Origin of the sequence: Tenacibaculum sp. SZ-18 (assembly GCF_002813915.1) — a bacterium.
Lineage (GTDB): Bacteria > Bacteroidota > Bacteroidia > Flavobacteriales > Flavobacteriaceae > Polaribacter.
Map to the genome: position 1 here is coordinate 3,467,570 of NZ_CP019335.1, position 12,418 is coordinate 3,479,987.

General features: G+C 31.0%; 15 protein-coding genes. All 15 read left to right on the top strand.

The window, feature by feature from the left end; genetic code table 11:
* Nucleotides 1–11: 11 nt before the first annotated feature.
* A complete protein-coding gene (locus tag BTO06_RS15680; protein WP_100926206.1) occupies nt 12–641 on the top strand; it encodes a hypothetical protein in 630 nt (209 codons plus the stop codon).
* A gap of 44 nt (nt 642–685) precedes the next feature.
* Nucleotides 686–943, top strand: coding sequence for a hypothetical protein (locus BTO06_RS15685; RefSeq protein ID WP_100926207.1), 258 nt, complete (start codon nt 686–688; stop codon nt 941–943).
* A gap of 18 nt (nt 944–961) precedes the next feature.
* Nucleotides 962–1,198 carry a hypothetical protein gene (locus BTO06_RS15690; protein WP_157811888.1) on the top strand — a complete coding sequence of 79 codons (237 nt, stop codon included), beginning with the start codon at nt 962–964 and terminating at the stop codon, nt 1,196–1,198.
* A 219-nt stretch (nt 1,199–1,417) separates the two neighbouring features.
* Nucleotides 1,418–1,921 (top strand): hypothetical protein, encoded by a 504-nt coding sequence (locus BTO06_RS15695; RefSeq protein WP_100926209.1) that lies wholly within the window; start codon nt 1,418–1,420, stop codon nt 1,919–1,921.
* A gap of 217 nt (nt 1,922–2,138) precedes the next feature.
* Nucleotides 2,139–2,720, top strand: a complete 582-nt coding sequence (locus tag BTO06_RS15700; RefSeq protein ID WP_100926210.1) for an outer membrane protein — start codon at nt 2,139–2,141, stop codon at nt 2,718–2,720.
* Nucleotides 2,721–2,869: 149 nt separating this feature from the next.
* Nucleotides 2,870–3,718 (top strand): hypothetical protein, encoded by an 849-nt coding sequence (locus BTO06_RS15705; RefSeq protein WP_100926211.1) that lies wholly within the window; start codon nt 2,870–2,872, stop codon nt 3,716–3,718.
* A 762-nt stretch (nt 3,719–4,480) separates the two neighbouring features.
* Nucleotides 4,481–5,905 (top strand): DUF4041 domain-containing protein, encoded by a 1,425-nt coding sequence (locus BTO06_RS15710; protein WP_100926212.1) that lies wholly within the window; start codon nt 4,481–4,483, stop codon nt 5,903–5,905.
* Nucleotides 5,906–6,084: 179 nt separating this feature from the next.
* Nucleotides 6,085–6,621: a hypothetical protein gene (locus BTO06_RS15715; protein ID WP_100926213.1), complete on the top strand. Its 537-nt coding sequence runs from the start codon at nt 6,085–6,087 to the stop codon at nt 6,619–6,621.
* A 68-nt stretch (nt 6,622–6,689) separates the two neighbouring features.
* The gene (locus BTO06_RS15720) at nt 6,690–7,445 is read left to right on the top strand and encodes a hypothetical protein (RefSeq protein WP_100926214.1); all 756 of its coding nucleotides are present in this window, start codon (nt 6,690–6,692) and stop codon (nt 7,443–7,445) included.
* Between the two features lie 747 nt (nt 7,446–8,192).
* Nucleotides 8,193–8,714, top strand: a complete 522-nt coding sequence (locus BTO06_RS15725) for a hypothetical protein (RefSeq protein WP_100926215.1) — start codon at nt 8,193–8,195, stop codon at nt 8,712–8,714.
* Between the two features lie 95 nt (nt 8,715–8,809).
* The gene (locus BTO06_RS15730) at nt 8,810–9,946 is read left to right on the top strand and encodes a tetratricopeptide repeat protein (RefSeq protein WP_100926216.1); all 1,137 of its coding nucleotides are present in this window, start codon (nt 8,810–8,812) and stop codon (nt 9,944–9,946) included.
* An 85-nt stretch (nt 9,947–10,031) separates the two neighbouring features.
* Nucleotides 10,032–10,616 (top strand): hypothetical protein, encoded by a 585-nt coding sequence (locus BTO06_RS15735; RefSeq protein WP_100926217.1) that lies wholly within the window; start codon nt 10,032–10,034, stop codon nt 10,614–10,616.
* 69 nt (nt 10,617–10,685) lie between these two features.
* The gene (locus tag BTO06_RS15740) at nt 10,686–11,159 is read left to right on the top strand and encodes a hypothetical protein (protein ID WP_100925491.1); all 474 of its coding nucleotides are present in this window, start codon (nt 10,686–10,688) and stop codon (nt 11,157–11,159) included.
* Between the two features lie 121 nt (nt 11,160–11,280).
* Nucleotides 11,281–11,787 (top strand): hypothetical protein, encoded by a 507-nt coding sequence (locus BTO06_RS15745; RefSeq protein WP_100925568.1) that lies wholly within the window; start codon nt 11,281–11,283, stop codon nt 11,785–11,787.
* Nucleotides 11,788–11,846: 59 nt separating this feature from the next.
* On the top strand, nt 11,847–12,386 hold the full coding sequence (locus BTO06_RS15750) for an SMI1/KNR4 family protein (protein ID WP_100926218.1): 540 nt from the start codon (nt 11,847–11,849) through the stop codon (nt 12,384–12,386).
* The last annotated feature ends 32 nt before the right edge of the window (nt 12,387–12,418 follow it).

Genomic DNA, 12,418 nt, shown 5'->3' on the forward strand with positions numbered 1-12,418 from the left:
AAAAAAAGAGTTTGACTCTTTATTTAAAAAAGTTGATCTCTGAGAAAACAATTTTCTCACATGTAAACAAAGGCTATAATCTAGAAAAGATTAGTGATGCTTTATTATCAAAAGCCTATGCTTATAGTTTACTAGCAAAACATATTCTTATCAATAGTAGAAATTATCCTCATTATAAAAAATCATCATTATTAACAGAAGCAGGAAAAACTTCTTTAATTAAAAAGATGAAAACAGAAATTGAAAAACGACACTTAAAAATTGCGGTAAACTTTTCCATTCCGAAGCAACAAAGAAAATCAAGACAATTGGAATTAGGATTAAAAGGAGCGGGTGATGTTCTTTTGGATCTAGAAACCAATAACCAACCAACAATAGCAACAACTGTTGTTGCTCCTGTTGTTATCAAGGAAGAAGAAACTCAGGTACAAAACAACAAATTAGCAACTACTGTTGACAATATTTCATCTACTCCGGTTATAGACATAACAAAGAATGAAGAGTTAAGTGAATACGAAAAGAAGATGCAAAAACTTGGTTATATAAAAGCTACTTCGGCTCCAAAACAAGCATCCGGAATTTCTAGATTACTAGGAGAAATTAGAAAATTTCTACAGAATATTTACCCTACAAAGAGCTAATTCTTATCAAAGGAAATAAACACTCCAGTAAAAGTTAATTAGCTATGCAAATAGCAAATGGCTTTGGAGAACTGAACAAGAAAGTGGTTTATATTGACTATGAACAAGGAGGAATGGAATGTAAGGACACTATCGATTCTTTAAACCGAAATACAACTCCCCAGGGAAAAAGAAATATTTTAGTTAAAGGTTATGTTGAAAAACCAATGCAAGAGCTAAAGGCGATTAGTCAAATTAACGATGTTATTGTTGCCGATTCAGTTACCGATTTAAAGATTACAGCAGATCAATTAAATGAGTAAAGGAATCAATTTCCAGAAGTGATTTGGGTTTTTATTTCTCAGGTAAAAGAGAATGGCAGAATGTATGGAGGTAACAAAATGGCGCATAATCCAACTAAAATCATCTATTGTCATAGTAATAAAAACTACGAAAAACGTTTTGCAGAATTAGAAAAAAATAGAGGTAATAGTTTGGAGGTTACCTACAACATCTTTGAAAAGAAAGCAACTTTACCTGAAGAAGAAAGTAGAGATAATATAATTATCGATTTGTAAACTTTGTCTTTGTTTTATCCATTATAACACCCTATTGAGAATTTCTGTGGGGTGTTTTTTGTGTTTAAAAAAACTATTTGGAGTTAATTAAATTTTCAATACTTTTGAAAAAACACCCTGATAAATAAAAACACTAAAAAAACACAAAAGTTCCTGTTATCCGGAATATTTAATCGATAAATAGGAATATTTATACAGATATAACGAGTTGTACACCATATGAAAAACGCATTCGTAATCATATTGACCTTAATTGGATTTTTAGCATTTGGACAAGAAAATAATGTTGACCGAATAGATAGAAAAGTGAAATTCATAGAATCAGATTCCACACTCAATGAAACTGAATTTGATTGGGTTGAATTAACTGGAATTACAACAGATGGTGGCAGGATTTTAAAAGTTTGCCGGAATGAAAAACAGATTTGTAAAATAGTTGAGGAAATCGGACTTTCTTACGGTCGAATAAGGACAATTATTTATCTAAATAAGGGAATTCCAATTAAGATAATAGAAACGGAAGAAAACTTTGGTCACGAAAATGGAGAACTGAATTACAAAAAATTGAATGAAGTTTTTAGAGCTACTATTCACATATTTGATTGGGAAAATGACGAGAGCACAATAGTTCGAACTGGAAAAAGAGTTTTAAGCGAAGGTTCTTGCTCAACTTTTGATTATGAGTCGACGATTGAACGCGCAAAAAAAGCAACAATGGAATGAAAAAATACGGTGTACAACAACATGTATAAAACATAACTAATATAGGCTTTCCGAAAGGTTTTGTTTATTTAGTAAGACCGCCAAATTTTTAAATTTGGCTTTTAAAAATGATAAGTTAAATTTAAAAATTCAGCTCTGTGTTATTCCGAAAAGTTAGTGTCTTTTTAATCGCTACGTTTCATACACAGAACGTTGCCATTAATTTAAAAACTGAACTATGAAACAAAAGTTATTATTAGCATTATTACTGATTTTTTCCATAAAATTATTTTCTCAAGATTCGAAATTAAGTGTTGAAGCAAACTTTCCAATTCCAATCGGGGATAACTTTTTAGGAGAAAATTATGGAGGAATTGTTGATATTGGAGTAAAATATAGTTTTTTGGAATTGAAAATATTTGATATTGGAGCTTCAATAAACGGAGGATTTCTTAAAAACTCTAAAGCTGATAGTAATAATTCATTCGACGTAAATGTTTATCCCATACAACCTAGAATTTTTGCTGAATTTAATATTGAAAAATTAAGTAAACTTCATCCTCAAATTGGATTAGGGTATTCTTTTCTGATGTTTAAAGCACAATCAAACGGAATTAATCCTGATTTTCTTGAGACAAATATTGACCGAACGGAAAGTGGTGTAAATTTGAATTTAGGTTTATCTTATGATATTACAGATAAGCTTTTTATACAAGCACAATATGATTTTATAAAAATTGGCGTTGACAATGATGTCCCTGACATCAAGTATAACACGAATATTAATATATTGAAATTCGGATTAGGTTTACGTATATGAAAAACTAATGGCAACACCGTTTATAATTCATTGCTAGTATTCGCCTAATTACGAAAACCCTCTCGGACTTTCTATTCGGTTTGTATTTGCTAAATTAGTTGCAGAAACACGCAACGAAATCATACACCAACACGTTGGTGGTAATTAAAATGAAGAACTTAATAATATTATTTTTTACAATTCAAATTCAAGCTCAAAATTGGATTGGAAATAAAAATTTTGTCGATTTATACGAACAGAGCGATGTTGTTATAATCGGCGTAATTACTAATATCGAAAATCTAAAACAAGACACTACAAAAACTTCGCCTTTCAGAATGCCATTAAAAAGTATGACCTTGACTTCTGCAATAAAAGTGAAAGGAAATACAGATAAAACTAAAATCTATTACAAAGATATTTTTAATGGTTGCGGTTATGCACCAGTACTTTATGAAAATGTAGAAAGTCAAGAAACTATAGTTTTCGGAAAAATTAAAAATGATAGTATATTTCAAATAGGCAGTATGGATGAAAACCCAATTGAAATTGCCAAAGCTTTGACTGAATTTGATAAAATCAAATCAGATATAAATTCGAAAAATTTCACAAATTGGTTCTGTCAAACTGTAAAAAACAAAGACCTTTTTGAACTTTTAAATAATAACATAACATTTGAGCAGGAACCAATATATTCTAAACTGAATTTGCTAAAGTTCTCGACTGAACAAAGAAATGAACTTTATGATGTTATTGAATCTTTCGAGCGTTATGATTATGACAATGAGGGTATAATTTCAATTCTCGTAAAATATAAAGACCAAAGGTTAAAATCAATCTTAAAAGATTTTATTATCGGACTTCGAAAAGAGCCATATTCAGGGATTGATGACTTAATGGAATATTATTATGATATCACAGAAAATAAGGAACTAAAAACATTAATTACTGAATTCGACAATGATTCTCGAATGAAACAGAGAATTAGTGTAATTAACGAATTTATCAATAAAATATAACTACCACCAACAATGGCTATAAGTAATTGCTTGTTCTCGCCTACTTCTGAAAATCCTCGCGGATTTTCAGTTCAGTGCTTACTTGCAAAGTTAACCGCTAAACCACGCAACTACACATAGCCGAGACCGTTAACTATCATTGTCGAGAATTATGTGAAGTTCTCCTTTTGATAAATCAAAGTCAGTTGCAAAATTGTACTTTTCAAGAGTAATTCCAGCTTTGTCCTTTTTTTAGAGAACTAAACGTTTTTTGGTTTGGATCATTTGCCAATCTCCTAATTTCTTAATTGTCGGTTCTTGTTTTGTGTTTGAAAAGTCTCTGGCTCGTTCCGATAACTTGGCTCACTTTTTACTTTTGAGTAGAACCTCATCGTATTTTTAGCCAATTCTCGCTGAACGTTCTGATCCGTTCTTTTTCTAAAAAAAGGCTTTTTACAACAATCAAATTACGCAAACTAAATGCAAGTAAGGCTTGTAACTATTTATCTTTTTTTGGCTGATAATTGTGCTTGTTTGTAAACCTTTAGATTTGCATTCTGTCTCGTTTGCTTTCAGTGTAAAATTTTCTAAACGCTTTGAATTTTGGCTAGCGTTCTCCAACATTAGTTAACAGCGTGTATAAAAAATTGCTGCATTCTCTATAAATCAAAAATTATATTTACTTTTAAATCATGAAAATGAATGAAAAATTGCTACCAAAATCATCGCAACTTTTCATACACAATTACGTTGTAGCAAATACCAGAAAAACAAATTAACCAAATGGAAATAGGACTAATAATCACGATTTTAGTTTTAGGAATTGCGCTTTTCATTGTAATAAACCAATGTAAAAAAGTAAAGGCTAAACTAACTTCTGAAATCGAAAAAAAGAGTACGGAAATATCTACAAAAATTGAGGAAAATAGTAAGCTCAATTCTGATTTGGAAAGATTTAGTGGAATAATATCTATTGAAAGTGAGATTGAATCAAAAAACAAAGAATTTTCAGAAATTCAAGCCAACGCAACAGAATTAAACGATAAATTTATTATTGCAAAATCAATTTTTAAAGAACTAGAAAAGGACATTAAAATTTATAAAAATGATTTAGAATTTATTGAGCTCGGAATTTATGAACCGATTTTTGATTTAGAAACGTCCGAAGCATACAAAGAGAAAATAAGGGATGTTGTAAACAAACAAAAACAACTTATAAAAGGAGGAAATGCTTGTGTTTGTAATACAGAATGGGTAGTTGGAAATAGTCGAAAACAAGGAGAAATAATGACTCGAAGATATATCAATTTAACTTTGAGGGCATTTAATGGAGAATGTGATTCATTAATTTCTAAAGTCCGCTGGAATAATGTAAAACGTTTTGAAGAAAGAATAAAAAAAGCTTTTAACGCAATCAATAAACTTGGGAAATCGAATAATACATTTCTTACTGATAAATATTTAAAGTTAAAACTCGATGAACTTCATTTAGTTTATGAGTTAGCTCACAAAAAATATCAAGAAAAAGAGGAAGCAAGAGAAATAAGAGCCCAACAGCGAGAAGAAGAAAGAGCACAGCGTGAATTCGAAAAAGCTCGCAAAGATGCTGAAATAGAAGAAAGGCGTTACCAAAAAGCATTGGAAAAAGCAAAAAAGGATTTAGGATTAGTTAGCGGAGAAAAATTAGACGAATTAAATTCTCAAATCGCTCAATTAGAACAAAACTTAAAAGAAGCAAACGAAGCAAAGGAAAGAGCAATTTCGAGAGCACAGGAAACAAAATCTGGGCACGTTTATATAATTTCTAATCTTGGTTCATTTGGAGAAAATGTTTATAAAATTGGTATGACAAGAAGACTTGAACCAATGGACAGAGTAAAGGAATTAGGAGATGCTTCTGTACCTTTCACATTTGATTTACACGCTATGATATTTTCAGAAAATGCACCCGAACTTGAAAATTTATTACATAAAGAATTTGATGATAGGCGTATCAATAAAGTTAATTATAGAAAAGAGTATTTTAATGTAACATTGGACGAAATCGAACAAGTTATTAAAGACAAATACGAAAAAGAAGTTGACTTTATTAAAGTTTCGGAAGCTCAACAATTCAGAGAAACACAATCAATTATAAAACAACTTGAGCGAGTAAAGAATGAACAAGCAGAAAACGAAGTTGAAAAATATCCTGACAGCTTGTTCTGAAAAATGTACTTGCTACAACATTATATAAAAATAATAGCGGTTTAATCGCTAAAACGAAATGAAATTTATAAATCAAAAGACAGTAACAAACCGAAAAGTAAGTGCGTAAAAGACCGCTACTATTCTTATACGTTACCGTTGTGTGTAATTTAAAAAGACCGAATAGAAATCAGAAATTAATGCAAAAAATATACTTAATTCTATTGATTTTCTTCACTCTGAGTTTTAGAGAAAAACAAAAAAAGAATATTCCCGGAAAGAAAGAACAAACTGAAATTGATTTAAAAGAAGTAAAAACTAAAAAAGCTGAATTAAATTATACAACTTCAGTTACAGATGTAGCTTTAAAATTCATTAATGACTACGTTTCTAATTGTAATAAAATGAAAGCGCAGATTGGAATTATTGAATTTGTTAATACTCATCCAAATGTTAGTAAAGAATTTAAAACTGAACTGATAAGAATGATTGAGGAAGCTGAAAAAGCAGACCCTGAACATGGATTGGGTTTTGACCCGATTTTTGACGCTCAAGATTGCCCTGATGATGGATTTAAACTTTCAGAATTTGACTCAAAAACAAATTACTTAACCGTGGAAGCTATAAATTGGAAAGGATTTACAATAACAATGAAAATTAAGGAGCTTGATAATAAATGGTTTGTTGAAGGTTGTGGAGTAGTAAATATCCCAAAAGATAAACAAGCAAAACGATAAAAACTACACACAACAACACCTAAACTGCATTAAAACGCAGCTTAGCCAAACCGTTAGCTACAAGGCAAATGAAACACTTTAAGAAAATATCATTTTTAGCTCTCGTTTTAGGTTGGATTGGACAAATAATCACGCACATTATTTGGTCGAACTTGAGATATGAAAGTGCTTCTGGTGGAGACACAGGAGTTGTGATTTTTTGGTCTTCATTTTTTCTACTAATTTACTACGGACTATTCATCCTTATACCGAGAAAACAAATTGTTAAACTTTCCGAGCACATTGGAATTTTGAACTTTACACTATTATCTGGCATTTATGCATTAATTGGATTTACAATTTTGATTGGCTGGGGATTTTTAATGTCTAGCAACTTTTTGGGAGTTTTTATAGATGCCTTTGTTTGTGGACTGATTTTCGGGCTGACTTTTCATCTGATTTGGAATAATAAAAAGAGGAATGAATTAAAGCAAATACACTTAATTCCAATTCTGACTTTACCGATTCTCTTTTTATTAATTTATTTATTCGCTTTCCCGAAATTATTACCATCACTTGCATATAATGCTGTTCCGCAATATGTGAGACACGATATATTAAAAAATACCATTCCAAAATTCAAAGTTGGAGATGAATTATCGGAATTACAAAAAGCATTGCCTGGTGAATTTGAATTTGACGATTGTTATGGGAATCGAGGTGCAATGTTAGAAAACTTCCAATATGTAATAGAAGTAAATTGTTGTAAAATAGTAAGAATTGAATACGGACCAAGGCAAAAAACTGGATATACAATGGGCGGAAAAAGAAAGCCCTGTAGCTAACAATGTATAACCGCAATTACGGCGGATTCGACTACGTCCGAATCCACTCGGAATTACGAGTGTCAGAGCCTAACCGAAAATTAACGCATAAAAACTCGTAACTGACGGTTATACGAGACCGTTAACTATCATTGTCGAGAATTATGTGAAGTTCTCTTTTTGATAAATCAAAGTCAGTTTCAAAATTGTACTTTTCAACAATAATTCCAGCTTCGTCCTTTTTTTAGAGAACTAAACGTTTTATGGCTTGGATCATTTGCCAATCTCCTAATTTCTTGATTGTCGGTTCTTGTTTTGTGTTTGAAAAGTCTCTGGCTCGTTCCGATAACTTAGCTTACTTTTTACTTTTGAGTAGAACCTCGTCGCATTCTTAGCCAATTCTCGCTGAACGTTCTGATCCGTTCTTTTTCTAAAAAAAGGCTTTATATAAAACTTAAAATGCGCAAACTAAATGCAAGTAAGGCTATTGACTATTTATCTTTTATTGACTGACAATTGTTCTTGTTTGAAAACCTTTAGTTTTGCATTCTGTCTCGTTTGCTTTCAGTGTAAAATTTTCTAAACGCTTTGAATTTTGGCTAGTGTTCTCCAACATTAGTTAACAGCGTGTATAAAAAATTGCTTCTTTCTCCATAAATCAAAAATTATATTTACTTTTAAATCATGAAAATGAATGAAAAATTGCTGCTAAAATCATCGCAACTTTTCATACACAATTACGTTGTATGTCATTTAAATAAAAATATATTGAAGAAATATAATTCACCTAAATTAAAGATTAATCTCAAAAATAAAATTATAGATGTTTTTGGAATGGTAGTATTCTTTTTTCCTCTGGTTAATTTTGTTTATCAATTAATATTTGGAAAATCGAAGATAGAAACAGACACAATTTTTATCGCTATTTTGATTTTAGCTTTGTTTAGTTATCTTGGAACTGTTTGTTTATATAGGTTTTTTAATGGAATTGTAAAAGTTCATTTTGAAGATCAATTTATAATCATAAGTTACCCATTATTAATGAAAAAAATGAATTTTCAATTAAGAGATTTAAAAGGTTATTCTATTCATGAAAACTTTGGACGATTTCCTTCAGAATCTTTAATTTTGTTTTTTAAAAATGAAAAGACTATCGAATTAAATAGTCGAGATATAAAAAATATCAAGGATTTTAAAAGTTTTTTCAAAAAAAGATTTAAAAATTTAGGAGAATGTTATTGTATAAAAGGTTATGATTTAAAAAGAACATTCAAATTAATGAAAAAATAACGACATACAACAAAGCGTAAATTTCATTTTTTGCCGCAGGCGCAACACAAAAAGCGAAACTTACGCAAACCGTTAGCCACAATTAAAAAAAGATAATGAAGCAGACAATAACAACACTACTCTTCACACTACTATCCTTGACGGTAATGGCTCAAGACGACCTAACAACGGAAATCAAAAGTCTTTATAACAATCAGAAGTATGACGAGATTATTGTAAGTCATGCAGCTGAAGCAAAGAAGTACCCAGCAAAAGCTATTTACTACATAGGAATGGCTTATTACATGAAAGCTGACGACAATAATTGTGTTAAGTACATGGATATGTCAATTGACAAAGACCAAAGCGACCCTGACGCATACTACATAAAGGGTATGACATATAATTACATGGGGCAATTTGACAATGCTATAAAATCCTTCATAAAAGCCATAGAACTCAATAATACCAGTGGTTACTATTACAGTGGGCTCGGTGATTCTTATCTCAGCCAAGACGAACTTGACAAAGCACTTGAAGCCTATCAAAAGGCAACAGAACAAGAAAATGCACCAGACAGACCTTTTTCAATGATACCTCAGATTTACAATTCACTAAATCAAAAGGACAAAGCTTTAGCGGCATTTTATGTCGCCAAGGATAAAATATCAAAAGAGACTGACTCATATATCAATGTGCTATATAACATCGGGCTTTTTGAACTACTTGCAGAGAACTATGAAAAAGCCGAGACAGCCTTTACCGAGCTTGTTGAACTCGCACCTAACGACTATCATTCATATGCTAAGCTTATTCAAATTCACTACGCTCGCAAACAATATGACAAAGCAGAGCCATTGAAAAAGAAACTTTATGATGCACATAGCGAAGGTCTGCTCAAGGACAATATGAAAGACATGTTCTGCTTTGACCAATTCAAGTGGAATGACAAACTCATCCAAGTATTTGAAAGGTTTGCAGAACCCGAAGGGAAATTATACTATAAACACCTTTTCTATGTGGTAAACAAGGACAGTGAAATTGAATACCGCATTCAAACAGAGAATTCTGTAATCTCAGTTGAACTCGGAGGACCTAAGTATGTACTCGGCATGGACAAAGGGGACACTCATTCAACATTCAATGTTGGTTTTAATGAGGACTTCAACTATAACTACTTAAAAAGTACTGTTATTGAGATTTTAGAAGGAAAATTAAAACCGGGTGCTTCATCAAGACCAGGAAAAAAATAAAAATAACTGTGGCTAACACTGTATATAGTGCATACCCTTCGGGATACGCACCATACACGGAACGTTGTGGTGCATTTGAGAAACTATGAAAAAAACAATAATATTAATTGGAATAATTTTATTTATTAGTTGTAAAACTGAAAATAATAAATCTGAAAAACTCACTTCTGAAATACCTCAAGTGAATGACCAATTTCAGAGTTTTATTAACCAATTTCCTGAAATTAAATTACCAATAAAAATTAAAGGTTGTGAAGATGATTTTCAACCATTAACTGAACTGAAAAAGGAAATAAGTTCACCTTATGAAAAAGAACCTTATTATGCTTTTGGAAAGATTAATACAAATGGAGCTTATATTGCTACAATTAGTCTTGGAGCAGCAGATTGTTTTTTACCAATATTGACAACTTATGAACTAAATGGAGAAAGAATTGACTCAAAAACTATTGCAATTGGTGGTTGCGGACAAGGACCTTGTTTTGAGTGCGAAGAACTAGTAGAGATAGATGAAGAGTTAAATGTTTACATTGCGAATAATTTAAAGTATTACGAATGCAATGAAGATTATGAAGAGATTAAAGGAACAAAAAAGGAAGAAACAATTTATAAAACTGGAAAACTTACACAAAAAGGAAAAATCGAATTGACCAAAGAACTGAAAAAATAAAAACGACACCACAACAATATGTAAAATGCATTAAAACGCATTTTACACTAACCGTTAGCTGCCATTGCAATGAACAAAATTTATATTCAAAATAACTTGATAACTTATGAAAGTGAGTTCGATGGAAGACATAGAGATGGCCTTTGGACCGCGCATAAAGATCAATCTTGGATTTTAGATTTAGAAAAGGTAATCTCAATCGTAGGAATAAACTGTATGGATGGAGATGATGATAGTTATTTTATTGGATTTATTGATATCGATTTAAAGAAATACTTCTTAAATATTACATGGGGAATTGATGGTTTTGAAATAATCAAACCACTAATTGAGGAAAAATTTAAAACAGAATTAACAAAATGGAGGATTCACTTTTATGATGATGCAAAAATTCTTTATCCTGAATCTTTAAAAAACGAAAAGTTATACAAAAACTCATTATGGAAAAGTTTAAGAAAATTAATGCTTCTTGATCACGTAGCAGATGGAAAATTAAATGATAATATTTTTAAAAAAACGTCAGCTAACAAAGCGTATAGTTAATTGCTATACCTTTCTAAACCAAAGGCAAGTGATTTTTTATAAAGCTAGTGTTTAGCTAAAAAAATGTACATTTAAACACGCAACAAACCATACACAAAACGTTATCTGTAATAAGAAATAAATGAAAAACTTAATAATAATTATAGGCTCAGTTTTAGTTGTATTAGGTTGTCAAACCAAACCAGAAGAAAAGCCGAATTTAGAAGGCGACCTATATTATACTTGGTTGAAATTAGGTAGCTTTTATCAACAACCTGATAGCCTCTATCAAAATTATACCGAGTTAAGAGATAGCCTTGGGATTGAAGAACTTAGAAAACAGGATTCAATAGGAACGTCTCATATTGAATTATTAGAAAAACACGATTTAGTAAAAAGTCCCTTTATATACCTTAAAACTGACTCTGATTCCACCTTCATTGTTTATTTGACTGCCAAAGACTATGCACCAATTACGGAATACACATATCAGAATTTGATTGATAACAAGCAGAAAGTCAGATTGAAATTAATAACAGAGCAACTGACTGATAAATTACGGATTTGTAAAAAAGTCATCTCGATTGAGAAAATTGCAGGTAAGACTTTACAAAAACAGAAGAAATTTAAAATAGAAGAATACAGATAACACCACCTAAACTGCATTAAAACGCAGCTTAGCTAAACCGTTAGCTTGCATTGAATAAAATGGAGAAAATTATAGATAAATATCTTGACGAACTTATATCAATTGAGTTGAATAAACTTCCAGGACAGATAGTATCGGAAATGTCTGACCCTAATCAAGATAAAAATGAAGAATGGAGAATTTGGAATCCAATTCAAAGCACAGTCACTGATGAGGAAATAAAAGAATTTGAATCAAGACTTGGTCACAATCTGCCTGAATCTTATACGAAATTCCTAAAGCATAAGCATTTCTACGAACTTCAAATTGGAGAATGCTCATTTTGCGAGCATCCTGCCAGAATTTGGAGAGCTTCACTGTCCGAAATGATTTTTGACGGATATCCAAGAGAGTTTTTAATTGATACAGGAAGAATACCGTTTGCAAACTGGAGTGATTGGGGATTATTGTGTTTTGATACAACTGTTGAAAATCAAAACAGCGACTATCCTATTGTTCTGTGGGATCACGAAGTTTTTGATGAGTTTGAATCAAAGTATTCCAATTTTGACAATATGATTATTGAATTAGATAAATATGAAAAAGAAAACGCAAGCTAACAAGGTTTATAGTGCATACCCTTCGGGGTACG